This window comes from Zarconia sp. (assembly GCF_057467645.1).
This window is the reverse complement of record NZ_JBRJXU010000076.1, coordinates 42,538-69,040: the sequence shown is the minus strand read 5'-3', so window position 1 is coordinate 69,040 and position 26,503 is coordinate 42,538. Positions and strand designations below refer to the sequence as shown.

18 protein-coding genes and 1 pseudogene are annotated in these 26,503 nt (G+C 49.9%); 11 read left to right on the top strand and 8 right to left on the bottom strand.

Features of this window, described 5'->3' with window-relative positions; all coding sequences use genetic code 11:
• Positions 1 to 297: 297 nt before the first annotated feature.
• Entirely contained in the window at positions 298 to 2,760 is a 2,463-nt protein-coding gene (locus AC2215_RS11365) for a two-partner secretion domain-containing protein (protein ID WP_486810107.1), read from the bottom strand.
• A gap of 260 nt (positions 2,761 to 3,020) precedes the next feature.
• Between AC2215_RS11365 and AC2215_RS11360 the strand changes: the two genes are divergently transcribed.
• Complete coding sequence (locus AC2215_RS11360; RefSeq protein ID WP_486810106.1) at positions 3,021 to 4,268, top strand: S-methyl thiohydantoin desulfurase family protein; 1,248 nt, start codon at positions 3,021 to 3,023, stop codon at positions 4,266 to 4,268.
• Between the two features lie 600 nt (positions 4,269 to 4,868).
• On the opposite strand, the gene AC2215_RS11355 is transcribed toward AC2215_RS11360, so the two are convergent.
• From AC2215_RS11355 to AC2215_RS11340, 4 genes are all read right to left on the bottom strand, one after another.
• On the bottom strand, positions 4,869 to 7,517 hold the full coding sequence (locus tag AC2215_RS11355) for a filamentous hemagglutinin N-terminal domain-containing protein (protein ID WP_486810105.1): 2,649 nt from the start codon (positions 7,515 to 7,517) through the stop codon (positions 4,869 to 4,871).
• A gap of 20 nt (positions 7,518 to 7,537) precedes the next feature.
• A complete protein-coding gene (locus AC2215_RS11350) occupies positions 7,538 to 7,942 on the bottom strand; it encodes a putative quinol monooxygenase (RefSeq protein WP_486810104.1) in 405 nt (134 codons plus the stop codon).
• Between the two features lie 9 nt (positions 7,943 to 7,951).
• Positions 7,952 to 10,261, bottom strand: coding sequence for a carotenoid oxygenase family protein (locus tag AC2215_RS11345; RefSeq protein ID WP_486810103.1), 2,310 nt, complete (start codon positions 10,259 to 10,261; stop codon positions 7,952 to 7,954).
• Between the two features lie 570 nt (positions 10,262 to 10,831).
• The gene (locus AC2215_RS11340; RefSeq protein ID WP_486810102.1) at positions 10,832 to 12,235 is read right to left on the bottom strand and encodes an acyltransferase family protein; all 1,404 of its coding nucleotides are present in this window, start codon (positions 12,233 to 12,235) and stop codon (positions 10,832 to 10,834) included.
• A gap of 226 nt (positions 12,236 to 12,461) precedes the next feature.
• Between AC2215_RS11340 and AC2215_RS11335 the strand changes: the two genes are divergently transcribed.
• The 4 genes from AC2215_RS11335 (at position 12,462) to AC2215_RS11320 (ending at position 19,813) form a co-directional block, all read left to right on the top strand.
• The gene (locus AC2215_RS11335; protein WP_486810101.1) at positions 12,462 to 12,746 is read left to right on the top strand and encodes a DUF3288 family protein; all 285 of its coding nucleotides are present in this window, start codon (positions 12,462 to 12,464) and stop codon (positions 12,744 to 12,746) included.
• Between the two features lie 450 nt (positions 12,747 to 13,196).
• Positions 13,197 to 16,778 (top strand): PAS domain S-box protein, encoded by a 3,582-nt coding sequence (locus AC2215_RS11330; protein WP_486810100.1) that lies wholly within the window; start codon positions 13,197 to 13,199, stop codon positions 16,776 to 16,778.
• Between the two features lie 261 nt (positions 16,779 to 17,039).
• Positions 17,040 to 18,164 carry an NAD(P)/FAD-dependent oxidoreductase gene (locus AC2215_RS11325; RefSeq protein ID WP_486810099.1) on the top strand — a complete coding sequence of 375 codons (1,125 nt, stop codon included), beginning with the start codon at positions 17,040 to 17,042 and terminating at the stop codon, positions 18,162 to 18,164.
• Positions 18,165 to 18,175: 11 nt separating this feature from the next.
• On the top strand, positions 18,176 to 19,813 hold the full coding sequence (locus tag AC2215_RS11320) for a nucleoside recognition domain-containing protein (RefSeq protein WP_486810098.1): 1,638 nt from the start codon (positions 18,176 to 18,178) through the stop codon (positions 19,811 to 19,813).
• Here the strand turns inward: AC2215_RS11320 and AC2215_RS11315 are convergent.
• Positions 19,778 to 19,984: pseudogene (locus AC2215_RS11315) on the bottom strand (zinc ribbon domain-containing protein); the annotation flags it as partial. The gene AC2215_RS11320 and the pseudogene AC2215_RS11315 sit on opposite strands and share 36 nt — an antisense overlap.
• A 403-nt stretch (positions 19,985 to 20,387) precedes the next feature.
• Between AC2215_RS11315 and rplU the strand changes: the two are divergent.
• Positions 20,388 to 20,795, top strand: coding sequence for a 50S ribosomal protein L21 (gene rplU, locus AC2215_RS11310; protein WP_486810097.1), 408 nt, complete (start codon positions 20,388 to 20,390; stop codon positions 20,793 to 20,795).
• 225 nt (positions 20,796 to 21,020) lie between these two features.
• Complete coding sequence (rpmA, locus tag AC2215_RS11305) at positions 21,021 to 21,275, top strand: 50S ribosomal protein L27 (protein ID WP_486810096.1); 255 nt, start codon at positions 21,021 to 21,023, stop codon at positions 21,273 to 21,275.
• A gap of 120 nt (positions 21,276 to 21,395) precedes the next feature.
• Here rpmA and AC2215_RS11300 read toward each other — a convergent pair whose 3' ends face one another.
• Positions 21,396 to 22,409 carry a GAF domain-containing protein gene (locus AC2215_RS11300; protein ID WP_486810095.1) on the bottom strand — a complete coding sequence of 338 codons (1,014 nt, stop codon included), beginning with the start codon at positions 22,407 to 22,409 and terminating at the stop codon, positions 21,396 to 21,398.
• 38 nt (positions 22,410 to 22,447) lie between these two features.
• Here AC2215_RS11300 and AC2215_RS11295 point away from each other — a divergent pair, with 38 nt between their 5' ends.
• From AC2215_RS11295 to AC2215_RS11280, 4 genes are all read left to right on the top strand, one after another.
• Positions 22,448 to 22,573, top strand: coding sequence for a hypothetical protein (locus tag AC2215_RS11295; RefSeq protein ID WP_486810094.1), 126 nt, complete (start codon positions 22,448 to 22,450; stop codon positions 22,571 to 22,573).
• Between the two features lie 19 nt (positions 22,574 to 22,592).
• The gene (gene purB / locus AC2215_RS11290; RefSeq protein WP_486810093.1) at positions 22,593 to 23,888 is read left to right on the top strand and encodes an adenylosuccinate lyase; all 1,296 of its coding nucleotides are present in this window, start codon (positions 22,593 to 22,595) and stop codon (positions 23,886 to 23,888) included.
• A 182-nt stretch (positions 23,889 to 24,070) separates the two neighbouring features.
• Positions 24,071 to 24,655: an L-threonylcarbamoyladenylate synthase gene (locus tag AC2215_RS11285; RefSeq protein ID WP_486810092.1), complete on the top strand. Its 585-nt coding sequence runs from the start codon at positions 24,071 to 24,073 to the stop codon at positions 24,653 to 24,655.
• A 14-nt stretch (positions 24,656 to 24,669) separates the two neighbouring features.
• On the top strand, positions 24,670 to 25,593 hold the full coding sequence (locus AC2215_RS11280) for a sensor histidine kinase (protein WP_486810091.1): 924 nt from the start codon (positions 24,670 to 24,672) through the stop codon (positions 25,591 to 25,593).
• Here AC2215_RS11280 and AC2215_RS11275 read toward each other — a convergent pair.
• A complete protein-coding gene (locus AC2215_RS11275) occupies positions 25,535 to 26,032 on the bottom strand; it encodes a GNAT family N-acetyltransferase (protein ID WP_486810143.1) in 498 nt (165 codons plus the stop codon). The genes AC2215_RS11280 and AC2215_RS11275 overlap by 59 nt on opposite strands.
• Positions 26,033 to 26,503 lie beyond the last annotated feature (471 nt).

The window sequence follows — 26,503 nt, the reverse complement described above, 5'->3', positions numbered from 1 at the left end:
AGATACTGAAAGGATAGGTACTGAAAGAATTTGAAAAATGTTAGCTTTCCAACTTAAGCTTGCACGTACTCTTAGGTTTAATCAGTCAAGCACTCGTATCAAGTGTGCATATTAGCTTGAGACCACTGATATACAGAGTGCGAATAGTACATAGGATTTGCCGACGTTTGCAAGACTTCATACTGTATAGTGTTTGCAAAATTCCGCGATGGAGGCATTCATCGCAGCCAAAACATCGATCGCTCCATGTCTCAATACGCCCACCCGACGTCATCCATCGCAAATCACAATTCATTATTAACCATTACACTGGGGTGCTTTGCCCCAAAAACCGGGAACCCCAGCTCTTTCGGCAATCAGCTCTACAGTACCATCATCGCGAACCATCCATCCAGTCGCTTCCACAAGCTTTTGGACCGGTGCTAACGGCGTGACCCGAATCGGTTGGGATGAGGTGTCCGGGGTCGTGTCATTCCCCGCATAATGCTGCCAATCTTCCCACACCGTCTCGACTTGAACGATCGATGTTGGGTCTTCAATCAAACCGCCGCGTCCGGTGATGGTGAAGGAACTCCCGGCCGCACAGCCCGATACAATGCGATCGCTCGGATCGGTGGTTTCGCTGCTGAGTTCTACCAATCCGGCACTTGCATCCACATCGGGATTAGTAATTTGGACGATGCCATCGACACCGAGTTGGGAACTGGCGGTGATGGCACTGTCGGGGGAGACGAAAATACCTCGGGTGTTAATGGCAATATTCCCCCCGGTTCCCTCGAAAGCGTTGGCGTTGATGCGGCTGGCTTCGAGTAAGGTCAGGGTGTCCGTATCCAGGGTAATGTTGCCGCCATTTCCGGTTCCTCCGGCTTCCGAGTTAATTTGGCTGCCATTTCGCAGTTGCAGGGAGTTGCGAAGATCTAGGGAGAGGTTGCCCCCTTCTCCAGAGGCGGTGGAAGCGGTAATGCCGCCATTATCCAAAAAGATGGAATCGGCTTGAATCGATAGATTTCCGGCATTCCCCGTTCCTTCGTTTTGCACCGTGACCAATGCCCCATCGGTCACCCGCAGTTCGGGGGTCTTGAGAGTGACATCTCCCGGACTGCCAGAGGGAACTGGATCGAGTCCTAAAAACTCTTGCAAAGCCGGATCGGGAGTATTCGCCGCCGAACCAATCTGAGTGGGAGTTGTTACCTCTGGGGAAATCACTGTACCACTTAACTCCACGAACTCTGAGGCATCGATCGTGACACTGCCTGCATTACCACTGGCGATCGTATTAGCATCCACTCGCCCCCCATCTCGAAGGGTTAACCTTGCCGTATTGACCGTCACATTGCCGGCATTACCGGAATTAAAGGTCGTGGCTGACAAATTGCTACCGGAAAAACTAGGGCTAAACCCAAGTACTTCTACAGAATCTGTCGCATTGACCGTCACATTGCCCCCTCGACCTGTGACAAGTGCTGTTGATGAGATTTGCGCTCCATCTTCAAGGGTCAACTGTCTGGTCGATACGTTGATATTACCCGTTGCACCAGCACCAATGGATGCGGCCAAAATATTACTGATAAACGGTTCGCCATTGGGATCGAGGATGAAACCGGCGATCCGCACTGATTCTGAAGCACGAACGCTTATCGGTCCGCTGCGACCTGCTGCAAAAGTTCGCGTTCCAGCCTGTCCCCCATTGCGAAAAACAATGTGCCGCGCTGAAATTGTTAGCGCTCCGCTATCGCCGTCACTTACGGTTTCGTTAATCAAACTACTCGGGGGGGTTCCGTCGGGATCTAAACCAACTGCCACGAGGGTATCGGAGAGGTTAATCGCGATCGCACCTGCAGATCGATCGCCTTGGTTTTGAATTAATGCGATCGATCCATCGAGCAGTTCCAAGTTTCGTCCCCGAACGTGAATCGAACCACCGGGTTCGCCGCTGGCGTCGATGGCTGATTGAGAACGTAATGTAATGTCCTTAAAACTGGGTACGCCTTCATAACCGAGCGTCCAACCCACCTCTGTTGGCGCAAGGCTCACCTCTCCAGATGCCACGCTACCTAACTCAATCCGTCCGGCTTCTGCGGTTAGCACCCCACCTTCTAGAGTGATGTTTCCTCCCACCAAAGCCAGGGTATTTCCCGTTGGCACTTGCAATCCTCTAACATCGCCTCGGTTGTGGGGTGAGACTTGGGGCTGATCGATATCGTGTCCTAACCCCTCTACGCGAATCTCCCCTGTGGATGAAGGCGGTGAAGTAAACTGCAAGCCAATCGGTACGCTGACGGTGAGTAGGGGAGATGCATTGGGATTAGTCGCGCTAAAAAAGCTCCCATCGTCAAATTGAACACTGTCAGCAGTGCTACCCACAAACGAACCGCCAATATCTAAACTGGCATTAGCACCGAAGAGTATACCGCTGGGATTAATTAAGAATAAATCTGCCGTGCCGTTCGCGCGAATTAACCCATCGATGTTAGAAATTTGCCCGCCAGTCACGCGAGTAATAATGTTCTCGACAGTTAGGACATTGTCGAAAAAGGCAGTTTCTCCCGTACGGACGTTGAATTCCCCGAAACTATGAAATAAATTGCCCCCAGCTTGAGTACCACCTGTAATCTGTTGAATGGTATCTTCGACGGTGACGATCGAATTAGTTGGTAGAGTCGAATCGGGGACGATTTGAGCAACGGTACATTGGGGAAAAACGGCGATCGAGGTCAAGAGACTGGTAATCGCAAGAGGGCAGATGACTTTGAGGGACATTGATGAAGTCGATTAGTTTTGCGCGCGCTTCGAAATCCATTCTTTTTGTCCGCAAGCCTACTTTAAATCAGCTATTTTATCTATTCGTATAAATACTTACCTTTTTGTCTTTTGTCGATTTTTTTTCAGTAAAAACTCGTATATTAGTCCAGGTGGTTGTAAAAATCTATACTTTTCCTTTAGAGAAAATCTCATGACTTCAACTCTAAAGTAATGTTTTCTTGAACCCAATCGTTACAGCACGATAAGGAAATACTGAAATGAGACAACTTAACGAGCAAGACCTCAACGATATCCTCAATGGCGCTGCTTTTTTAGCCAGTGGGGGTGGCGGTTCGCGAGCGATGGGAGAAGACATCCGAGATTGGATATTAGAAGAACCTAATCCAATTAATTTAATAGAAGTTGACGAAGTCCAAGCAGTGGACTGGAGTGTTGTCTCTTTTGCGGGGGGAGCGCCAAGTAATTTCGAAGGGTCGGCTTCAGAGACTTCTTTAAAATTCAACTTTTCATCTCATATGCTGTCTCGTCAAACAAAGAATGAGGGTAAAAGTGGGGGCTATGAGATTGCCGATCTGAAAACATCGATCTTCTATCCCTTCGATTTATTGGAAACGACTCTCGGGCAATCTTTCTCCTCTGTCATGTCTTTAGAAATTGGGACGGGGAATACGTTTTTAGCGTTGTATGTTGCAGCGAAAAAAGGGATCCCGATGGTAGACTGCGACGGAGCTGGACGATCGATCCCCGATTTGAGTATGCTGACTTACAGTTCGCCCGATCTCCCCGTTTATCCGGCAGCCATGTCGAATATTTCCTCCAATGCTACGGAAATTGTCAAGTCTGCGCTTTATACCGAACAAGTTGCAAAAACGAACAATCTCCTGACCGATATCATGCAAACTTCAGAATTTGGAAATTCTGGGGTGATGGCAGCTTATGTGATGGAAGGTAGTACTGTCACAGGTAATACTCCAGTAATGGCTCAAACTGTTAGCGAAGCCCAAGGAGTCGGTGCAACCCTACGTCAGGCAACAACAGACCCAGTGACCGAACTGATCGATTGGTATAACACTTCCGGTAATTTTCCTGATGCACCTCGCGCCATCGAGTTATTCCGGGGAACCATCGAAACAATTGAGCATGAGAATATCGGTCGGCTCGATCGCGTCACAATTGTCTTGGATAACGGCACAGAAAAAATCTGTGTGTTGGCACTGAATGAAAACTTAATTGCTTGTCGCGATTCTTACCCCTTTGCAGGAGAGATTCAAGATCCGATCGCGATGGGACCAGATCTGATTTGTTATATAACACCCGAAGGACTTCCCCAGACCAATGTTGAAATTTACGAAGGACAAGAATTGGTTATTGTGGGGTTGAAATCTCGAGAAAAATCGCGTCAGAACCCATCGATTATTCAGGGCTATGATACGATATTGAGTGAGTTGGGATATACCGGAGGATACATCCCTATTGAAGATTTGAACCCCGGACTCTCTAGTTGATTCGAGAAAATTTATAATTCGTTGTATTGAGTCATTTTTTGATTATCTAAAAAAGAGCGATCGAATTTAGTGAGTCTCAGCAAAATCAATATCTGAGATAAGACACCCACTGTATTTCGATCGCTTTATCAATTTATACTGACACCCAATTTACTGAATTTCCATCGCTCGACCATGGGTGACAAGTTAAGGTCATATCGACGTTGTCAACCTCCCAATAATTAACCGAAAACCCGGAATTCCATTAAGCCGCTTGAAAAAGTATCTACTTTTTATCTCGATCGACACACCCTAGCTACACGAGAGAGATTGAACCCGAAAATTCAAGCTCTCCCAGCTCAGTTATTTCAATTTCTGATGGGGAAAAGGGGGTGTAATATTAGGTTCGCTTAAACACTTCTCATTAAAATTTTTCTGAATTCAGGCACAAGGGTTTCTTTATTGTAAGTAATTATCCGAACTTGATATAAGGAACTCGGAAGCCCAGATCTGCTAACGATTTCTTAAAGCTATTTGGAACTTTCAAATTCGGGGTTGCTCAAATGACGTAAATTCAAGACTTCAGAAAAAGTTGCACGAGCCGTAATTCACAATTCATCATTAATCATTACATTGGGGTACTTTGCCCCAAAAACGGGGAACCCCAGTTGTTTCGGCAACCAGTTCCACCGCGCCATCATCCCGTATCATCCATCCCGTGGCTTCCACAAGCTTTTGGACTGGTTCTAACGGTGTGACTCGAATGGATTGGGATGAGGTGTCCGGGGTCGCGTCATTCCCCGCATGATTTTGCCAATCTTCCCACACCGTCTCCCCCCGAATCACAGACATCGGATCTTCGATGATACCCCCGCGTCCGGTGATGGCGAAGGAACTTCCTGGGATACAACCAGAGAGAATGCGATCGCTCGGGTCTTTCACTTCACTGCTGAGTTCCACCAGTCCGGCTGCGGCATCCACATCGGGGGTCGTAATCGTCACCGTGCCGCTAAATTCTGCCCCTAATGCTGAAGTGGCGGTGATATCGCTTTCGGGGGTGAGTCGATCGCGAAACTGGGTGCCGAATATACCTCGAGCGGCAATGGAAACCTGTCCCCCGCGTCCCTGTAGGGCATTGGCCGTGATATCGCTATTTTCGAGTGCCACGAGGGTGTCGGTATTGATGTTGATGTTGCCGCCATCGGTATTTCCGGCATTGGTATTGAGGAGGCTGCCGCGACGTAATTGCAAGTCGGATGTCTGTAGGGTCAAATTACCGCCCACTCCGGAAACTGTCGCCGCGTTGAGTACCGCTCGATTGTCTAATTCGATCGAGTCGGCGATCGCGTTTAAATTTCCCGCATTACCTCCACGGGTACTGTTGACCGAGACCTCACCCCCATCTCGAACGATGAATCGACTGGTGTTCACGCTTAAGCCTCCAGCATTCCCCTCCCCAAACGTACTAGCACTGATATTACTCGGTAACACGCCATCGCGCGGCGACAAACCAAAGCCATCCACCTCAACGAATTCCGAGGCATTGATGAAAACATTTCCCGCATCACCTGTGCCAAAAGTCGTCGCTTGAACCGTTCCGCCATCCCGAACGATTAACCGCTGCGTCTCAATGGTTAGATCCTGAGCATCTCCCGAGCCTGTCGCAGCCGACCACAGCAAGCTTTGAGAGATTGCCAAATTGTTCGGAGGAATATCGAATTTTGACGTTCCAGATACCTCTACCGACTCCGAGGCGATAACAGTCAGCGTACCGCCCTGTCCGCTAAATAATGGATTAGTGGAGATAAATGCACCATCGCGGATACTCAAGCGTCCAGTTTCAATTCTGACATTACCAGCATCTCCAAAACCCGCACTAGTTGCTGAAATCGAACTACCACTCGCAGCCGATCGAAAAGCAGCTTCTCCAAAACCGGGAACGTCAAAGCCAAAGGAACCCAATAATTCTGGATCGAAACCCAATGGAATTGCCTGACCCGAGACATCTACGGCTTCGGTCGCTCGTACCAATACATTTCCGCCACGACCCGTGCCAAAGCTGAAAGCCACTATTTCTGCACCTAGGTTGACGACCACAGTTTCAGCCTCCACCATTAAGTCACCCGATCGACCAGAGGCAAATGAGGTAGTTGAGATGCTAGTTCTCCGGGGAATAATAATTCCAGCTCCCGCCAAACGAGGATCGATGAGGTCGTCTGTTAGAGTATTACCCAAAACCTCCAGGTTTTCCATGGCTCGAATAGTCAAGGGTTCACCTGGATTAGTTCCCAAGGTATTCGATCGCACGATCGAGCCTTCTTCGACTGTCACGTGCCGTCCCTGGATTTGAATCGGACCGCCACCATCTCCACTAGCATCGATTGTCGAAAGCTCCGATAGTCGAACATCTTGGAAGTTTTCGACTCCTTCATAACTAAAAGAGAAGATTTGGGGATTTTGAGAGGAGCGATCTAATCGGACTCGACTGTTATTGCCGACTGCACCAACTTCAATCCGTCCTCCCGCAGTTTGCTGTCCGGAGATGTCCGCTCCATCTTCGTCATCCACGAGCGTCCCGCCAACATCTTCTAGATCGATACTGCCAGCCGCAGCTGTCAGGGTTCCCCGTTCCAAGATAATGTCACCACCGACAAGAGCTAAGGTTCGTTCTGGCTGAACTTGAAGTCCCACGACAGTTTCTGTTCCATCTTCAGCCACTCGAATGGTTTGAGAGCGATTGACGATGCTTCCTGGATTGACTCCAAACTGCAAGCCGATGGGAACGTTGATGCTCAGTAACGGTGTAGCTTGGGGGTTGGTGGCACTGAAGGCACTTCCATCTTCAAATAACAGACTATCGGCAGTACTACCGAGAAACGAGCCGCCAATGTCGAGTTGAGCGTTCGGTCCGAAAGCAATGCCACTAGGATTGAGCAGAAACAGGTTAGCGCTGCCATTGGCGCGAATCAATCCGTCGATATTAGAAAGCTGTCCCCCAGTCACGCGGGTGATAATGTTTTCGATGCTGGCGGCATTGTCGAAGAATGCGGTTTCCCCCGTGAGGACGTTAAATCGATCGAAACTATGAAATAGGTTATTTCCCGCTTCCGTTCCTCCAGTGACTCGCTGGATCGCTCCATCAATGTTAATGAGAGAGTTGTTAGGGAGTGTACTGTCAGGAATAATTTGAGCGGAAACGGAGAGAGGGCTAGCTAGCCCTCCCAAAACAAAGCTAGCCGTCAATTTCCAGGGATTAACAAAACGTTTCATGGAATATCTAGTCGATTGATTTAGACAATCGAGCGATCGTCAGGTGCGATGAAGGAAAACTTCCTATCCAAATATTCCGTTTCGGTGAGAGGAAAGCCAGGATTTTCTGGATCTTGAAGAAAATACTGAATATTTGACTCCAGGAAGGCGATAAAAGCTGCACTCTGAAGATGTTGACTCAGTGCATCGACAGTTTCGTAACTTTCGATAAAGACGACTTCCTTTTGTTTATCTAGAGAAATCGCAGGTGGAGGTGGCACAAGTGGTTTACCTTCGCTATCTAAGGGATTTGGTGCTTGTAGATTAACGAGATACATCAGCGCTCCCGATTCAGTCTGAGCATTTTGGGCTAATTGCTCTAATGCCGCGAGCAGTTCTTCTGGGCAGCCATTCCGCAGTTTCCATGTAGAGATTAGGGTAATCATTGTATTCTCCTAGCTTTCAAAGTGAGGGTAAATCTCGTCTTCAAAAAGAGTCGCGATCGCCTCCGAACCCGTTGCGGCGACGGCATCTTTGTAATCTTCCCGCACGCTGTAATCCGTTCTGGCGGGTGGGGTTTCCAGCTTGCTCAACCAGGTGGTGTGAATCGTCACCCCCATATTCAGGCGAGGGTGGCTGAGTCTATAGCGCGGTCCCTGGCTCAAGTGTTTGCCATCAAAAATCCACAGTTCGCACCGTTTATCTGAGAGAGGATTATAGTCTGATGGAGCCTCAACATCGTAGAGAACCATACAGACAATGTAACCATCGGTCTGATCGCTCGGATCGGGACGGGGGACGAACTGGGGTGAATTACCAAAATGACCGGATGGAAAATGGTAGACATCCTCAATGCTTAAGGTAGGAGGCGCTGAAGTCCGATCTGCGTGCATCCGTAACAAATTGGCGGGTTTGCCTTCCTGAATGCTTTTGCGGATTTCTCGGACGGGAAGTTTGCGATACTTATATTTGTCGTACATCCCAAGGATGAACTCGCTTAACAGTTCCGACCAAGCCCCCCAACAATTCCAGTAGATATCCGTAAATCGATCGGGTTGGAATCCCGACCATGCGTAGAGTGATAGAGAATAAAGGTATTCTTTTCCGGAGCCTTCCGATTCAAAAGAATCGACGGTAAAGTGCTTGCAAGCTTGGGTTTGTTCTGGATCGGCATCAAAGTCTTCTAATTTGTCAACCTCGATCGCCCAACAACCCAAACGGTTGGCATCCATCGGCGAGACAAACATTCCGGCACGTTCTATCAATTGCTGGGTTTCTGAATCGCCATAAACCGATCGATCGTCTCCGTGCAGAAATTCTGCTGGGTCCGAAGCTGCGGTATGTCCGGCAAACACCGTGACTTTTCCATTGGGGTTTTGATAATCAACGAGAAAATGTGCGGTTTCTGGATAAATTCTCACCCGTTTGGTTGATACGGTACTCGCTCCAGATATCAAGCCATCTCGAGGGATGATGTAGAGATCGGTATGGGGTAATTGTGCGTAACTCAGGTACGGACGCAGACGGTGCAAAATGTCATCTAAGTCTTGGAGAATGGGGTTTTGACCCGTTATCAGAGGCAGTAAATCTTCAATGACGATCTTGAATGCTGAATCTGAGAGTATGATGTAATCTTTAGTGACGGCCATTTGATGCAAGCTTTGCAGAACCTTTATGGGTTCTCCTTGCTCATCGACAACTTTCCATTGCTCGATATCTGTGCCAGAACCGGTCCAGCGAGTCAAACAAACAAAATCTTCTCCCTCAACGTGAAAAAATACTCTTAAGACCCACAGCAGAATCTCAAAACCCATTGCGATAAACAAACCGAGAATAAATGCAACAATTTGCTTGATGATGGGAATTTTAATATGCTTGTCCGCCCATTCTGTCGCATTAAACTTTGCTAAACGCAACACGCCCAAAACCGTGCGTAATGATTTGCTACCATTGACGGTAAACATTTCATCGGTATGGGTATCAAAGGCAGGATGTGCCGAGCTTAGAAGAGGTGGAAATACCCACTTTAAGATATCTTGTTGGATGAGTGGATGCCATTGGTCGTGCCGTCCGATCGGTGCAACTAATTCAAGGGTCCGGGGATCGATTTCGTAAGGATACCCCACATCCCAAGTGACTAACAGACGCTCGTTCCCATTTGAAAACTTCATGGGGAGAAAGGCTGTATTCAGGTAATTACGAGCACCCAGCAGTAAAGAGACGCGGGTTAAGCCAAAATTTCTGAACTTTAGCAGCCAATCTTCAGCGGGAGAAAATATTTTTTTATACTTTTTTTGAAGCTTCGTTTCAAATGCATTATCTGCGTAGTGATCTGGTGTTTTAACGATTCGAGTTGCCATCCAGGCTTTACCCAATTCTTGTTTGGGTTCGCCACTTTCATTTTGAGTCGTTTGATGAAAGTCCAGACGATAGATCATCCCTTCGCCATTAATTAGAGAGGTATACCCTTCTCCATCGTTCGCTGGTTCGACAACAAAGGGATGATTTTCTGGATCGGGTTTAGTCGAATTGACATAACCGACTGAACCGACGATAAAAACATGACCTTGTAAATCTTCGGGAAGCAGGCAGGTATTATCCGTCATTCCCTCTTTAACAATTAACTCTAGAGGTTGATGGTCTGCGTCTCGTCCGTAAAATTCTTCTCGACTTGTGGATAAAACGGCTTTAGGCGATGGTGGTGCTGCTGTGCGATCTATTTTTGTTTCGGTAGATTCTGTTGCGTTAGCGCTTGATTCACTCACGTTACATACTCCTAAATTTCAACACGATATTGGTTATTTGTTATCGAGCAACTTTGCCCGATAACGTTGAATGAGACGATCGAGTGCTAAAAACTTTGAACATCGAAGATTAGAGCCGATTGCGAACCTGGTCTCGATCGCAATGGCACCTGGTATTTTGAAGACGATTAAAATTAGTGGGATCGTGAAAATCGTCGGTCAATGCTTGCCGATCTTAACTTCAGATACTGGAGGGATAGGTACTACTGGAGGGATTGGAAAAACATTCACTTCTAAACTTAAGCTTGCACGTTTGCTTAAGTTTATTTCAGTCAAGTATTGGTATTAAGTCTGCGTATTCGCTTGAGACTGTTTACATACAGAGTCCAATGATATTATACAGGGTTTGCCCACTTTATACTGTGTCGCGTCTGCAAAATCCCGATCGGGAGGTATTCATCGCATCCAAAACATCGAGTATCTCAAGATGCACAGCCACAGACGATGCGATCGCTCGGATTGGTAGTTATGCCAGTCAGTTCCGCCAATGCCGCGGCGGCATCCACATCGGGGATCTTAATTAAACTGAAATTATTTCACATTCAGAATGCGATCGATTTTGCTCGCAATTCGATGTTGTTGTTTTTTGAGTTGCTCGATTTTTTTGCCAGCCTCAAACCGAACGGGGGTCAATTTTAGAAAACTCCCAACCGAACACAGGAGAACCAGACTCACCAGAATCCACAATCCAGACAGTTGGAGGAGTTGAAAACTCTGCTTGCATTTGCGTCCGGCGATCGCTAAACCCCGAGCGATATTCTCCCATCCTCCGACGAGCGCATCCATCATCAATTGGGGATATCGAGAGCGATCGAATTTTGCCAGCAGCCAACTCATGACAGCAATACCGGCAATGGTTGCGGCAAACAGAGAGAATAACACCAGGAATCGTACCTCCACCGAGGAGTCTTCAGGAACGACCATCCCGTACTTGCGGGGAAAGAATCGCGCTAAGGGATGATGGGTTAAATAGATGTAGTAAGACCAAATGCCGAGGGTGGTGACGATTTGGAAGATGCGGGTACTTTGGGTTTGGCAAAAGCGGGCAAAATTCAGCAACCAGACGATTAAACCCAAGGAAATCGCACAATCGGCAAAAATCCATCCCCACAAACCCACGTACATCAGTGTTTGACTGGCTAACCAAAAGCCGAATCCGATAAATCCCGCATAGCGAGAAAATAAGATTCGATCGAACTGGCGCGGTTTGTGAAAGGCTGCCAATCCAGCCATCATTCCCATGGCAAATTCCGTCAGTCGCGAGGGAATAAATCCAAAAGGTGCCCGATGTTGAAAGAGTTCAAATAGCCAATTGGGTTGTTGGTTTAGGGCTTCAACGGTTTGGGGAATGAGGGTTAAAAACTTTTCGCTATAGCCGATGGGTTGTCCGTCTAAGGCATAAATGGCGATGGCGCGATAGGAAAACTCAATGGCGGCGATGACCAGAAAAAAGGTTAAATAATGATGAGGTTTCGAGCATTTTTTCAGCGCCCCGTACATCCAAGGAAAGAGTAAATACGCACCGACAATGAGCGGTACGTACCAAAACGCACCGGTTCCGCCGCCTCGAAATTGCTCGAAGACATTATTGAGTAGGAAAAAATCCAAAAATGTTTTAAAAATTCCCGCTTCGACACCGGGTTTGGGTCCGAGATCTAAAAATAATAAAAATGGGACAGACCCGAGGACGGCAATCCAATATGCGGGTAAAATCCTCTTAAATCGCTTGTAAAACCAAGGTTTCCACTGGATTTTTCCTTCAGATTTCGCGCAAGAGTAGGTCAGTCCGAAACCACTGAGGATTAAAAAGACATGAACCCCTTGCCAACCAAACCAACCACTTTTAAAGTGAACTAAAACGACCCAGAGAATAGCAATTCCCTTGCAGAAGTTGGTTAGACTTAAAATTAGAGATGGCTCTTTTTTGAGATTCATAAGTTTATTTGAAGAGCAATATTTTTACTTTTTATAAATATTCATTGTCTTTTGTTATGCTAACGCTTCCAATTTTAAGAATTATTTAGCTACGGTAAATATCGATCGATGAATTTTAAATTTTTAGTAAACTAAAGATAAAGATTTGCCGTCGGAGTTTGACAATCTGCTCGGCTGCTGTCTTTGAGCATCCCAAAACCTCACAGGTCCGAAGAAAATCGAGAGCGTGGAAGAACAACAGCATCCTCAAGCCAGAACAGATCGAAGCATTGTCGATACCCTACTGATGGAAGAAGCGACCGATCGAAATCTCGCAGAACTGGCTCGCCTGCGCATCCGCTATCGCGGGTTCCCCGGTGCGAGAGATATTCAAGCCGATCTTGACCGAGTCTTGCAAAAGTGGCAGTTAACTGAGGATATTTTATTTGAAAAAACTCGCCTAATTCATGCCATGGGAAACGTCTATTCCCAAGTTCGCAGTAACAAGCGAGATGAAGAAGATTGGAGTTAAAATTTTATATTTTTAACCCCGTTTAAATTGAGAATTCGACTGAACTGAATCTTACCGAGGTCTTGGATCCGCGAGATTACCTGCGTGAAAGCGCGTAACTCTTTTTTCCGAGAAATCACAGATTGACATCAAACATTCATGCGTAAAATTGCATTGGCAATTGTGAAGAGAGCGATCGATAATAGAATTACATTGAAAAAATTAAATATTTGCGATTGTTATCGGGTTTCATTTTGATGTAACCGCAACTCAATATCCAACTCAATTCTTCTAAAATTTCTACATGAAGGATACCCTAAAAATCGCCCCATTCAAAGAGATTGACTGAAGTCTGCAGGCATTTCGTTACCGATTTAATAGATACAATTGCCACTGAATCGAAGAAAAGCTAATGAGAAGGCTTTTCTAATCTCTCGTGCTGTTTGTTCTTTCATTTTCTCCCAGTTTGCCATGCTATCGGATCGTCTACTCGAACGTTCGCGACCTGAATATTCACCGTGCTCGACCCGTCAAGTGGATGCGGCGATCGACCCCGAAGAAATACCCTACGCGCCACCCACCGCATCGATCTCAGAACTCGCGCGGCTGATGACCCAGGAGGATGCAAGTTACGTGGCGATCGTTGAAGAATTGCAGGCACCGAATGGCAACGATCGACCCCGTAACCCCCTGGGCATCGTCACCGCTCGCGATCTGGTCAAATGCCAATCCCTCCACGGACAAAATCCGGGCGATCTCGCAGTCGAGTTCGCCCCTTTAGTTTGCGTCAGTCCGACGGATACCCTCGAGAGCGCCTATCGGGAAATGCAGCAGCAGGACGTGCAGTACCTGGGGGTATGCGGCGAGGACGGCGAATGGATGGGTTTGGTAACCCCAGCGAGCTTGTTGGGGGCGATCGAACCGAGTCAATGGTCTCCAAGTCAACCCCCAGCCCCAGAATCCGAAAACCTCGAACGGCGAGTGGGTCAACTCGAACTCGAAAAAATCGAGTTATTGCGCGATCTCGAAGCCGAAGTGGAACGACAAGTCCGACAGCGTACCCTCGAACTCCAACGGCAGGTCGACGTACTCACCCAGTCCGTGCGCAAATGTGCCCAAACCCAGCATGCCGAAATCGCCTTCCAAGAAAGCGAAGAGAAGTTCCGCCAACTTGCCGAAAATATCCGGGAAGTCTTTTTCATCCACGATGCCAAGTCGTTTCAAGCCATCTATATCAGTCCCGCATTTGAGAAAATTTGGGGATTTTCGAGCGATCGCATCTATGAAAATTCCTTTGCCTGGCTCGATGTGGTTCATCGAGAAGATCGCGAGCGCTTTGTGACCGAAGCCCAGCAGCGAGGGGGCAAAACCGCGTTCGAGCGAGAATATCGCATCGTCAGACCCGACGGTGAAATTCGCTGGATTCGAGAACGGAGCTTTCCGGTGCGAGACGCTTCGGGAGCCATCTATCGCCTGGCGGGAATTGCCGAAGACATCACCGAGCGCAAGTTAGCTCAAGAAGCTCTCGAACACCTCAACCAACAACTCGAAACCATTGTCGAGCAGCGCACCTTCTTGCTCAAACAAGCCAACGCTCGCCTCCAAGCTCAAATCGGCGAGCGCCAGCAAATCGAGAGCGAAATCGCCACCCGAGCCAAACAGCAAGCGATCGTCGCCGAATTGGGTCAACAGGCCCTCTCGGGAATGGAGCTACACCCCCTCGTTCGCCAGCTCGTTCTCCAGGTGGCGGCGGGGTTAGAGGTGGATTATTGCAAGATGTTAGAGATTTTACCCGACGCTCGATCGTTACTCACCTTGGGAATCCAAAACAATTCTGAAACCGACGGCATTTTGCTCGATCGCGAACCCCTCGCCGCCGGCAGTTGGGAATTCGATCGGATTGCCCAACAACCCAAATTGGCCGGTTGCGACGCCGGTAGCAGCCTCAGCGTTGCCATTCAAGGTAAGATTGCCTGCTTCGGCATTTTAGGAGCCTACAGTCGCCAGCCGCGCACCTTTACCCAGGACGATATCCATTTTCTCCAAAGCGCCGCTAACGTCCTGGCCGCCGCCATCGAACGCCAGCAGTCGGAAACGGCATTGCGGGAGAGCGAAGCGCAATACCGACGAACCATCGAGACCGCAGCAGAGGGGATTTGGACCCTCAATGCCGAGCGTCACACCACCTTTGTCAACCCGAGGATGGCAAAAATGCTCGGCTATTCCCCAGAGGAAATGCTCGGGCGACCGATGTCGGATTTTATGGAGGAAACCTGTTGGGCGAGCGCCATGGAAAACTTCGGTCAGCGCCACCCAGACAAACCTCAAGAAACAAGGGAACCACACGACTTTCAATTTCGCGCTCAAGATGGTTCCCCCCTGTGGGCGATCGTCTCGGCGACTCCCATTTTCACCGCCACCGGTCAGTATTCCGGGGTGCTGATGATGCTCACGGATATTACCGCGCGCAAACGAGCGGAGGCCGCCGTCGAACGCCAGCATCTCAAGTCAAAACTGTTTGCCGAAATTGCCTTAAAAATTTGTCGATCGCTCCAACTCGATGACATTCTCCAAACCACCGTTACGGAGGTGCAAAAAATCCTCGATTGCGATCGGGTTTCGATCTATCGGTTGTTACCGGATGGTTCCGGACACGCCATTGCCGAAGTCGTCGAGCCAGGACACGCCTCCCGACTGGATCTGTGTTGGCCGACAAACATTTTTGGCAGCGATCGCCAGCAATGTTTTCTCGAAGGTCGAGCGATGGCGATTGCCGATGTGGAACGAGCTGATGACCAAACCGCGCCGAATTTACTGGCGTTGATGCGCAAATGGGGCGTCAGAGCTAAATTACTCGTGCCCATTGTGCAACACGATCGGATTTGGGGATTCATCGTCGCCCATCAATGTTGCACGCCCCGATATTGGACGGGTTTGGAAACGGAATTGCTTCAGCAATTAGCCGATCGGGTTGGCATCGCCCTCGCACAAGCCCAGTTACTCGCCGCCCGCCAGAAAAGCGAGGCTCGATTCCGCGCCATGTTCGAGCAGGCTGCCGTGGGCATCGTCCAGAACGATCTCGACGGACGATTTATCCGGTGCAACCAAAAGTCTGGGGATATTCTCGGCTATCCCTGCGAGGAATTACTCACCAAAATGCTCGGGGAAATCACCCACCCCAAAGATCTCGTCCAATGCAATGCCGCCCTGGCTCGGTTATTGGGCGATGAGATTCAAACCTTTTCGATGGAACAGCGCTTTACCCGCAAAAATGGCTCGATCGTTTGGGTCAATTTAACGGTGTCTCTCGTGCGCGCGCCCTTGGGACAACCGGATTATTTTCTCGGCGTGATGGAAGATATTAGCGATCGCAAAGCGGCCTTCTACGAACGAGAGCAAGCTCAAGCCAAACTCAAAGCCTCTCTCTACGAAAAAGAAGTCTTACTCAAGGAAATCCATCACCGCGTCAAAAATAACTTATATATCATTTCCAACTTGCTCGATTTGCAGTCGGAAACCTTAGAAGATGAGGCGAGCAAACAATTATTTGCCGATAGTCAAAATCGCCTGCAAACGATGGCGTTAATTCACGAGCAGCTCTACAAGTCTACGGATTTAGCCACGATTGACTTTACCAGTTACGTTCGCAACTTAGTCAATAATTTGTACTATTCCTACGATAATACCGATGGCAAAATTGAAATTGCCATCGATGCAGACTCTTTACTATTAAACTTAGAAACGGCAATTCCCTGCGGGTTACTCATCAACGAACTGATAACGAACTCGTTTAAATATGCATTTCCCGAATCTCGCCCCGGCACGATCTCTATTCAAATTAATTGCGATCGCCACGAAAACATCCACTTAACCGTTCGCGACGATGGCATTGGGATTCCCGATCGGATCGACTGGCAAAATACCTCATCTTTGGGATTGCGGCTGGTGAATATTTTAGCCGAACAGTTGGAAGCCGATATCGCCCTCGATCGCCACAATGGAACTTCGTTTCATTTAGTCTTTCGCGAACTCAAATATCAAGAGCGATTTTAGAGGAAACAGGCATCATTATCGAGTTCGGTTAAATACTTACAATTCCGGTTTGAGTGAGCTTCGGGGGCAACGCTAGCTCTCGGAGGCTTGGGGAGAGAGTTAGAGCCAAAGTTTAGCAATCGCGCTAATTGTACAGCTAAGCGCAGCGCTTAGCTATAAGTACCTCTGTGAGGGAGTTATACAGCACCCATCATCGCCCCTAGACAATGAATTTGATAATCATTATCATTTTATTATCTTCAGTAATCCCGATAAATTAGCGTGAGCCAACCCCAAACGAATCCATCCTATGACGTTGCGATTATCGGCGCGGGAGCAGCCGGCATTGGTTGTGGCGTCGTGCTCAAAGAACTGGGGCTAGAACGCTTCACAATTTTAGAACGACACCAGGTCGGAGCCTCCTTTAGCCGTTGGCCCCAGGAGATGAACTTCATCACCCCATCATTTCCCAGCCATGGTTTTGGCCTGCTCGATCTGAATGCCGTAACCTTGAAGACTTCGCCGGCGATCGCCTTTCGCCGCGAACACATCAGCGGCCAGCAGTACGCCCTTTATCTGCAAACCGTTGCCGACTACTTTGAGTTACCGATTCAGACTGAGGTGGATGTGCACAGTGTTGAACCCTTGCCCCAGGGAGGCTTTGCTCTACACACTAGCAGCGGTGAAATGTCTACCCAATTTGTGATTTGGGCTGCTGGAGAATATCAATATCCCCATCTCAATCCTTTTCCAGGGGCAGAGCACTGCCTCCACAACACTCAGGTTCGGTCGTGGACCGATCTAGAGGGGGATGAATTCATCATTATCGGCGGCTACGAAAGCGGTATGGATGCCGCTGCCAATTTAGTCGCACTGGGCAAGAAAGTCGTTGCGATCGATCGCACCGGGACCTGGGCCAATCCTGACACCGACCCCAGCATTGCCCTCTCCCCCTACACCCTACAGCGATTAGAGTTTATCTACCGCACGGGGCGTCTGGAGCTGCTCGGTAACGCCCTCATTGAAGAAGTCAAACCGATCTCCGGCGGCTACGCGGTTTACAGCGAATATCAGAAATGGGTGAGTGCCAATCCCCCCATTCTCTGCACGGGCTTCGACACCAGTTTGAAACAGATTGCTCCCCTATTCGATTGGTCTGAGGGCTACGCTGCCCTCACTGAAAACGATGAATCTACCCTTACCCCAGGTCTCTTTGTGAGTGGTCCCTCCGTGCGCCATGGCGACCTGATTTTTTGCTTTATTTATAAATTTCGTCAGCGGTTTGCCGTCATCGCCAATGCGATCGCCCATCGTCTCGGCCTCGACCCCACGCCCCTCGATGCCTACCGCCAGGCAGGACTCTTTCTCGATGACCTCTCCTGCTGCGGCAACGATTGCATCTGTTAGTGAGGTTCGCAATGCCCACAGCTCCCCCCTCCCGGCACACTATTGTGCTCATCGGCAAAGAAAGTACCGGCAAATCTGCACTCGCGGCGGCTCTCACTGGCCAATGCCCCACCAGTACGAACATTCAGGGCTCAACAATTGCCTGCGAAACCTATCAGACCCGAGACGATGCCTTTATCGACACTCCCGGCATTCTCTTTCGCTCCGACACCATCACCACCCGCACGGCCCTGGCGCAACTCCAGGCTCATGACAGGATTTTGTTAGTCGTTAAAGCGACCCATATTGATGATGACCTGGTGGATTTGCTGCCGCTAGTGGCTGGGAAGCAAGGGCTGATAGTCGTCACCTTCTGGGATAAGGTGTTGCCTTCTGAGTTTACCGAGCAGGTCTTGAGCCGTTGGGAGCAAACCTCCCAGGTTAGGTTTATTCCCGTGGATGCCCGTCATTTAAGCCAGAGTCAACGCCAGCAGATTCTAGAGGCGTTGCAGACTCCAGCCCCCTTCCCCCAGCAGTGGAACCCGATTCCGGCGGGCTGGCGGATCGAACCCGCACCCACCTGGCTGGAGCATCCCCGGTGGGGCGGGTTGCTGGCCATCTTGCTGTTGCTGTTGCCTGCGGTTATTGCCGTTTGGGTCGCCAATGGAGTTGCGGGTATGCTCGATCCACCGATCCAAGCCGGATTAGCCCCTCTGGTCAATTTTCTATCCCAGGCCCCCTCGCTGCTAGGGGCGATTTTAATTGGTCGCTATGGCTTAGTCACCATGGGACCGCTGTTATTTGTCTGGGCGGTGCCGACGGTGATTCTGTATGCCCTGTTTTTAGGCGCATACAAGGCCAGCGGGTTGGTGGAACGCATTACCGTGGCACTGCACCCAATCCTCAGACCTTTCGGCCTATCCGGGCGAGATTTGGTGCGGGTCATGATGGGGTTTGGCTGCAATGTGCCCGCCGTAATCGGTACTCGCGCCTGTTCGAGTTGTTCCCGGTCCACCTGTGTGAGTGCGATCGCCTTTGGCTCCGCCTGTTCCTACCAGTTCGGGGCTACCCTGGGAGTCTTCAGTGCCGCCAATTTGCCCGGTTTAGTCGTGCCCTACCTGGGCTACTTAACCCTAACCACCCTAATCTACACCCGTTCGATCGCGCCCTTCGCCGCCCGTTCTCCCCACAATACGCTGACGATCGAACGTCGCACCTTTTTGGAAATGCCCCGTCGAGCGGCCATCTGGCGCGAAACCCAAAGCACCCTCAGCCAGTTTTTTACCAATGCGATTCCCATCTTTTTCGCGATCGCGATCGTCGCCTCAGTATTGGACGGGTTTGGCCTCATCACCGCTCTGGCAGCATGGATTAGTCCCCTAATGGGGCTGTTTGGCCTGCCTCCAGAAGCCGCTCTACCGGTTATTGTGGCCTCGATTCGCAAAGACGGATTGCTGCTTTTTGCCGAACCGGACACCCTGGCAGTACTCACACCCCTGCAAATCTTGACGGGCGTTTACCTGGCCGGGGTGTTGCTGCCCTGCCTCGTCACCGCACTCACCATCGCCCGCGAACAGTCGGTGCGGTTTGCGGTGGGGCTGATGGCTCGTCAGGCGATCGCGGCGATCGCGTTTTCAATGCTGTTGGCCTGGGGAGGCAAGTGGTTTTGACACTCCCCCACATAAACGATCGAGGGTTCGAGTCGATAGCGACTTCTTGACTCGATTGCCACATTCAGAGCAATCCTGGCTGGTGTACGCTGGAGGTACGGCAACAGTGACTTTGCCAAACACTGTCGCAAAGTATTCGAGCCATACCCGAAACTGATACCAACCCGCATCGCCAGGGCAAACGCATCTTAAGCTGGATGATTCATGAGCCGGTGACGAAGGTGCGATCGTGTGTCTGTCTGACGGGGCGATCGCATAACGTAAACGATCCAGGTTTAAAGAAAACAGTAGTAGACACTCGCGTGTAAGGTAATGAGGAAACCACTGCCAACATTGGGGTAAAAAACAAGCGTCTGCGGGCCCGATGGGATGATGACTACCTCCTCGAGGTTTTGGCTGGTTAAGATGCGTTTGCCCTGGTAACCGCAAACCCAAACTTGACATAGCACTAACCGAGCAACGATAATTGAAGGCTGGCAATTAAAACTTACGCTCGGATCGGGTACAGCCAAGGCTAGCCTTCTCCATCCACGAGAAAGCTAGACACCCGTACGGCTACCTTGAGGACGATTAAATGACTTACGCAATTATTGAAACCGGTGGAAAACAGATTCGGGTCGAACCCGGTCGCTTCTACGACATTGAGCTATTACACGTCGAACCCGATGCCCCAGTGACCATCGATAAAGTATTACTCGTACAACACGACGGAGAGGTTAGCGTCGGTCAACCCTTCGTCGAGGGTGCAGTGGTTGAAGGCAAGGTGATGCGGCACTTCCGGGGTCGCAAAGTCATCGTCTACAAAATGCTGCCCAAGAAGAAAACGCGCAAAAAGCGGGGACACCGTCAAGAACAAACCCGGCTGATGATTGATTCCATTAGCCTCAACGGTAAGGTCTTAGCATCGGAAGCCAACTCCACCTCGTCCGAAGGAACCCCAGACTCCACCCCAGAAGAAAGCACCCAAACTGCGGCAGAATAGAAACAGTTCGATCGCCTCAAAGGGCATCAAACTCATGAATGGCAAGTTCTGCCAGCCCAAATCAATTGTATAGCACGACCAAAGCTTGAGACCTCTGACCGTGCAACCCGCAAGCAGTCGCGAGCTTTTCGCTCAATGCTAACGGTACGGTCGCTAAGTGCGTACTGCTATACAACGTAAATTGCACGAAAAATTTCACAATCGATTGTCAAATCGGAGGATAGTATGGCTCACAAGAAAGGAACCGGTAGTACTCGCAACGGTCGCGACTCCAACGCCCAGCGCCTCGGCGTCAAGCGTTATGGCGGCCAAGTCGTCAGAGCGGGAAATATTCTCATCCGCCAGCGCGGCACGAAAGTCCATCCGGGAGAAAACGTCGGACGGGGAAATGACGATACCCTCTATGCCAAAATCGATGGAATCGTCACCTTCGAGCGCAAGGGTAAAAGCCGCAAAAAAGTAAGCGTTTATCCCGCTTAATCGTTTCTCGCAAGGGAAACGGGAGCCTCGGGGGAAATGAAAGAAACGGGGGAAACGGGAAAAACGGGAAAAATTAGCGACATTCTTGCTCCCAAAGTCCCCAAAGCCCCCGAAGCTCCACTAAATCGCCCGCACGATGCCAATAATAGCCAGTCGGTCGTTGAGTTTCGCGCGATTACCTTCGAGTTCCACATTAATCAGCCTGCCTCTTTTTTGCCGACCGGTGAACGTACAGTAGATATAGTTCGTCAATCCTCGAAAACAATACTCAATCTGCTTGCGAATCAACACAGTGCTATCTGAGGCCACTAAATCGAAAATTGAGTTGACAGCAGTGACCTCACCGAACGCATAGTTAAAAATTTCTGCAAACCGAGGATTGGCATAAAGCAGTTTTCCTCGGGTCGTCATAATAAAAATTCCCGTCATATCCATGCGATCGGGTTTGGGCGCTTCTACAGCGATTTCCCCCTGAATCAGGGTTTTGAGTTCCGGGTTATCCAACTTACTAACGGGATAGGACTCTTGTTCGCGCAGGGCAACGTACAGGCGAACGTTATCGAGTACGAGCGCGATCTGATCGGCCATTGCTTCCATCGCCTGGATCGTGGAGTTGAAGTGTCCGGGTCGAGCGTGCATCAACGTAATGAGTCCTAAGAGCGTTTTCCCTCTCAAGATGGGGATGCACAGAGCCGAGCGCACCTCATACGGTTCGTTGGGAAGCGTCAACCAGCGAGCGTCTGTTTTTGTATCCTCGATCGTCCCGATTTTGTGGTGGCGGCTGACCCAGCCGGCCAAACCTTTATCGAGAACCTGCCCTAAAATCGTTTGTTTCTGGGATTTGAGGGTTGCCCCTCGCGCCAGGATGCTTTCGATGACTCTACCTTTGGCATCGAGGAGAAAAATACTGCTCTCCTGGGCTTGGGTGATGTCGTTGAGCAGTTGTGAGACTTTGAGTAAGATCGATCGCTGCATCAGCCGACCCGACGATGCTTGTTCCATCTGGGCCCAGCAAGCCGTGAGTTCGCGTTGAGCGTGGATAACCGCTTTGAAGATTTGGAGTTCCGATGCATCTGGCGAGGAAGCTTCGAGGGTTTCCATGGGGGGGTCCGTCGATCGATCTCGATTATTCATCTCAATTGGGGTCTGAAAATTGTGGACTAGACATTTAAATGGTGAGTAGCTTTCCCCTTCTCGGTTCTCTGATGGCGATCGCACTGATTCGCGTCACCGAGTACAATTCCATAGCCTGTGAATGCTGCGGTACGTCCGTAATACAATATTACGGTTATATGTAGTTACATTCGGTGGCAAACTTTGATAGAGCGTTATACATTGCCCGAGATGGGCAAGCTGTGGACCGAGCAGTACAAATTTGAAACTTGGCTGAGAGTTGAAATTGCCGTTTGCGAAGCCCAAGCCGAACTGGGTCTGATTCCCGATCGAGCCGTTGAGGAAATTAAGGCTAAAGCCCAGTTCGATCCCAAACGGATTTTGGAAATTGAAGCTGAAGTTCGCCATGATGTAATTGCATTTCTGACTAATGTTAACGAATATGTGGGGGATGCGGGTCGATATATTCACTTAGGATTGACCAGTTCCGACGTGCTCGATACCGCTTTGGCCCTGCAAATGGTTGCCAGCGTCGAAGTGTTGCTCGAAAGCGTCGAAAATGCCATCCACGCCATTCGCTACCAGGCGCAGCAGCATCGATACACCGTGACCATCGGGCGCTCTCACGGCATTCATGCCGAACCGATTACCTTTGGGTTCAAGCTGGCGGGATGGTTGGCAGAAATGCTCAGGCATCGAGATCGGCTCGCGAACTTACAGCGTCATATTGCAGTTGGTAAAATCTCCGGTGCGGTAGGAACCTATGCCAATATCGATCCTCGGGTGGAGGCGCTCGCCTGCCAAAAGTTGGGACTCAAACCCGATACCGCTTCAACTCAAGTGATTTCGCGCGATCGCCACGCCGATTTCGTCCAACAGTTAGCGCTACTGGCCGCAACGATCGAACGATTTTCTGTAGAAATTCGCAACCTTCAACGCACCGACGTTCTCGAAGTTGAAGAATTTTTCTCCAAAGGGCAAAAAGGCTCCTCAGCGATGCCCCATAAGCGTAACCCAATTCGCTCCGAACGTCTATCGGGACTGGCGCGGGTGGTCCGCGGCAACGCAGTCGCCGCCCTCGAAAACGTCGCCCTCTGGCACGAGCGGGATATCTCCCACAGTTCCGTCGAACGCATGATTCTGCCGGATAGTTGTACGGTGGTTCATTTTATGCTGAGCGAACTGACTCATTTGGTGAAGAACCTCCTGGTTTACCCGCAAAACATGGAACGCAACATGAATTTGTACGGTGGGGTCGTTTTCAGCCAGCGGGTCTTGTTAACCCTCGTGGAAAAAGGTTTGAATCGCGAGGACGCTTACGCTGTCGTTCAGTCCTGCGCTCACGGTGCCTGGAACCAACCCGATGGCAATTTCCGCGAAGCCATTGCCGCGGACCCTCGCGTCACCGAAAAGCTATCCCCTGAAGAAATTGACGCCTGTTTCGATCCCAAGCATCATTTCCAACATCTCGAAGAGGTGTATCAGCGATTGAATATTTAGGAGAAGAGGGGAATGGGAAGCAGAGGGAGCAGGGGGAGCAGGGGGAGCAGGGGAAGAGAATTAAAAATTAAAAATTAAAAATTTATTCAGACTCTCCATCACCCTATCCCTCGATCTCTGCGTCACTGTGTCATCCAAACTACCCCACACCTCACACCCCACACCCCACACCCATTAGAAATGTGACAACGGTTTCTTTATCCCAACTGATCGAAGGTGCGCGTCAGGGACGGGTGGTGAGTTTTCCCACCGATACCGTTCCCGCACTAGCCGTTCGACCCGATCGCGCGGCCTCAATTTTCGCGCTCAAACAGCGCAGCCAGAACAAACCCCTGATTTTAATGGGGGGCGACCCCGAGGATTTGTGGCCTTATGCGATCGAAAGCGATCTCGAACGGGAAATTTGGCAGCAGGTCGCGCAAACCTATTGGCCGGGCGCGCTAACCCTTGTACTGCCGGCGAGCGATCGCCTTCCCGAGCAAATGAATCCCACCGACCCCACCACCATTGGCATGCGGGTTCCCGACTGCACCATCGCTCGCGAAATTCTCCGGCAAACGGGACCGCTGGCGACCACGAGTGCCAACCGTTCCGGGGAACCGCCCCTGGAAGACGTGGCGAGCATCGATGTCGCGTTTCCCCAAGTGTTAACTCTGTCGGAGGTTTCAGAATTTCCCGCTCTCGGCGTGCCGTCTACGGTGGCAAAATGGACGGGTCGAAGTTGGCAGATTCTGCGTCAAGGAGCGGTAGAGTTGAGAGAAGAATAGAGAGCTTAGTAGACATGGATTGGAGCAATTGGGTATTTTTAGGATTTGGATTGGTTTTGGGAATCGGGAGTCGGTGGTGGAAACCTTCCTCTGCGGTTGAGCGTGAGGAAGAGACGGTCGAAGCCGCCCAACCCGCAATCGATACGAGTGAGGTCGAGAATCTGCGATCGCAGCTCGATCGACTCCGCCTCGATTATCAAATGCTCGCGGATATGGTTCGCTACAAAGCTGGATTCTTAGCGCGAGTCTCCCACGAACTGCGATCGCCTCTGAGTGGTGCCATTGGCGCTCACCAGATTATTCTGGCGGATTTATGCAACGATACGGAAGAAGAACGAGACTTCCTCTCTAAAGCCAACGAATCCGCTCTAAAAATGGTGGAGATGCTCGAAGAGATTATCAAAGTCTCCAGAGTCGAAGAAGGGAAACTGCCCCTGAAAATGAGACAGTTTCCCCTAGAAGATATTTTCGAGGAAGTGTACGGTTTGACGTACCTACAAGCGACGAATCGAAATTATCCGTTTAATATCGAGTATCCCGATCCCGAAATTCAGATTTACACCGATTTTAAAATCTTGCGGCAGATTTTAGTCCACGCCATCGAAACGGCAATCTCGAATATGGAAGAGGGAAGTTTGAACTTTTTGGCTCAAAGCATTCCCTCCCAAAACCAGGTTATGATTTGGCTGGATTCCCCCTGTCCTTTTGAGACTTGGAGCGATGGGATCGATTTCCTGAAATCGGAATATCCTTCCACTCCTGAGTCCGTTCCTCAACTTTCCGCCGGCTTAAGCGTCGATATCGATCGCAGCCTACTCGAGCTGATGGGAGGACGCTTGGAAATCCTCGCCGCGCCGCAAGAGGGCGATACGGGCTACGTTACTCGGATTCAATGCTTGCTGCCATCGATCGCTCCCGTTCCCGAAGTTCCGGCATGAGGGGACGATTGTGCAATACCATCGTGGTACTTGTATTTTCCTCGAACCCGATCCGCTTGTAAAACTTTTGTTGGTAGGTCGTCATTAAATAAATGCGCTCCACGCGGTTCATGCGAGGATGGCTGAGCAAGGTTTCGACGAGCTTGCTACCCAAGCCGACCCCTTGATATTCTGGATGAATGGCCACATCCCAAATGGTCGCCCGGAAGACACCATCGGAAGTTGCACGGGCAAACCCGATGAGACGCTCTCCATCCCAAACGGTAATGACCGGAGCGCTATTGTCCAGGGCGATCGCCCAATCTTCCAGACTGCGCTCTTGAGCCCAAAAAGCCGTTAATTTAAACAGGGCCTGGACTTGATGAAGGTCGATGGGGGGTTGACATTCGCTCGATAAGGCGGTGTCGCGAATGCAAAAGCGAATGTGGCTGCAATCCATTGTCATAAATCTGTAGGCCTCCTCAATCTACGTTAACGTGTCTTGTTGAATGGTGTTCTGTTAAAGCAATCTCGCTCATATTAACGAGATTTATCAGATTTTGATAGATGGGATACGATCTGCACGATCGTTTCTTGACCGATTCCATATCTGCCACTGTTGGAAAAGGGGCGATCGAAGGAGGGAAGGGAAAAGGTGAATTCGCGGATCGACAATGTTGGGTGAGCCATCGAAAATTGGCACCGGGTATTATTCATTAAAAACTGGCGATTGCCTTATCTGGTATGGGGTCGACCGCTCGGAAACGACAAAGATTTTCTTCGCGTTACACCAGCGAGCTCGATGCGTTGTGCCATACAGGAGTGCAAGTTTGACTCCAATACTCCAACGTTAGCTCGGGTTCGGTTTCAACCCACATTCTCGAGCGATCGAACTTTGACATTTATCCCGTTTTCCCACGGATCGATCGAC

Coding starts and splice junctions, on each gene's coding strand:
- AC2215_RS11355 (WP_486810105.1), bottom strand. CDS start 7,517: ATGAAACGTTTTGTTAATCCCTGGAAATTGACGGCTAGCTTTGTTTTG.
- AC2215_RS11320 (WP_486810098.1), top strand. CDS start 18,176: ATGCCCACAGCTCCCCCCTCCCGGCACACTATTGTGCTCATCGGCAAA.
- AC2215_RS11280 (WP_486810091.1), top strand. CDS start 24,670: ATGGATTGGAGCAATTGGGTATTTTTAGGATTTGGATTGGTTTTGGGA.
- AC2215_RS11295 (WP_486810094.1), top strand. CDS start 22,448: ATGGTGAGTAGCTTTCCCCTTCTCGGTTCTCTGATGGCGATCGCACTG.
- AC2215_RS11365 (WP_486810107.1), bottom strand. CDS start 2,760: ATGTCCCTCAAAGTCATCTGCCCTCTTGCGATTACCAGTCTCTTGACC.
- AC2215_RS11350 (WP_486810104.1), bottom strand. CDS start 7,942: ATGATTACCCTAATCTCTACATGGAAACTGCGGAATGGCTGCCCAGAA.
- rplU (WP_486810097.1), top strand. CDS start 20,388: ATGACTTACGCAATTATTGAAACCGGTGGAAAACAGATTCGGGTCGAA.
- AC2215_RS11330 (WP_486810100.1), top strand. CDS start 13,197: ATGCTATCGGATCGTCTACTCGAACGTTCGCGACCTGAATATTCACCG.
- AC2215_RS11300 (WP_486810095.1), bottom strand. CDS start 22,409: ATGAATAATCGAGATCGATCGACGGACCCCCCCATGGAAACCCTCGAA.
- AC2215_RS11340 (WP_486810102.1), bottom strand. CDS start 12,235: ATGAATCTCAAAAAAGAGCCATCTCTAATTTTAAGTCTAACCAACTTC.
- rpmA (WP_486810096.1), top strand. CDS start 21,021: ATGGCTCACAAGAAAGGAACCGGTAGTACTCGCAACGGTCGCGACTCC.
- AC2215_RS11360 (WP_486810106.1), top strand. CDS start 3,021: ATGAGACAACTTAACGAGCAAGACCTCAACGATATCCTCAATGGCGCT.
- AC2215_RS11275 (WP_486810143.1), bottom strand. CDS start 26,032: ATGGATTGCAGCCACATTCGCTTTTGCATTCGCGACACCGCCTTATCG.